The 816-nt window shown below is 63.0% G+C and carries 1 protein-coding gene; it reads left to right on the forward strand.

The annotated features are described in order from the left end of the window. Positions 1 to 12: 12 nt before the first annotated feature. Positions 13 to 816, forward strand: an 804-nt coding sequence (locus tag A9X04_RS04805; RefSeq protein ID WP_231985661.1) for an acyl-CoA dehydrogenase family protein, incomplete at its 3' end; no start/stop codon positions are given.

The following is an 816-nucleotide window of genomic DNA, read 5'->3' on the forward strand; positions in this document are numbered from 1 at the left end:
CAGGACGCGACCATGCTGACCCTCATCGAGCACGGGACCGAGGAGCAGAAGCAGCGCTACCTGGTCCCGCTGGTCAACGGCGATATCCGGGTCTGCTTTGCCATGACCGAAAGAGCCGCCGGCGCCGATGCCACCGGCATGCAGACCAGCGCGGTGCGCGAGGGCGATAATTGGATCCTCAATGGCGAAAAGTGGTTCACCTCCGCCGCTTCCATCTCACAACTGGCATTGGTCATGGCGAAGACCGATCCCGACGCGCCGCGCCATCGCCAGTACACGACGTTTCTCGTCGAGTTGCCCAATCCTGGCTTCGAGATCATCCGCAACATTCCGGTTATGGGAGAGACCGACGTGCCGGCCTTCCACGGTGAGGTGACCATGGGTCACGCGGAAGTCCGCATCCGCGACCTAGTGGTCCCCGACGAGAACATTCTCGGCGGCCGTGGCGAGGGCTTTGCGATGGGGCAGCATCGGCTCGGATACGGCCGGCTCCGGCACGGGATGTGGAGCGTGGCCAAAGCTCAGGCAGCCTTGGATATGGCCACCGCACGTGCGTGCGAGCGTGTCACCTTCGGCAAGCGCGTCGCCGATCGGCAAGGCATCCAGTGGATGCTCGCCGATTGCGCCGAGAAGCTCTACATCACGCGACTGATGATCCTGCACCTGGCCTACAAAATGGAGCACGGGCACGACCTGCGCATCGAGAACTCGATGGCCAAAACCTATATCGCCAACATGCTGATCGAGGTGATCGACACGGCGTTGCAGATACACGGGTCCTTGGGCTACACCCACGACCTGCCGTTGGCGGCCCGG

The organism is Mycobacterium sp. E3247, assembly GCF_001667785.1.
GTDB lineage: Bacteria > Actinomycetota > Actinomycetes > Mycobacteriales > Mycobacteriaceae > Mycobacterium.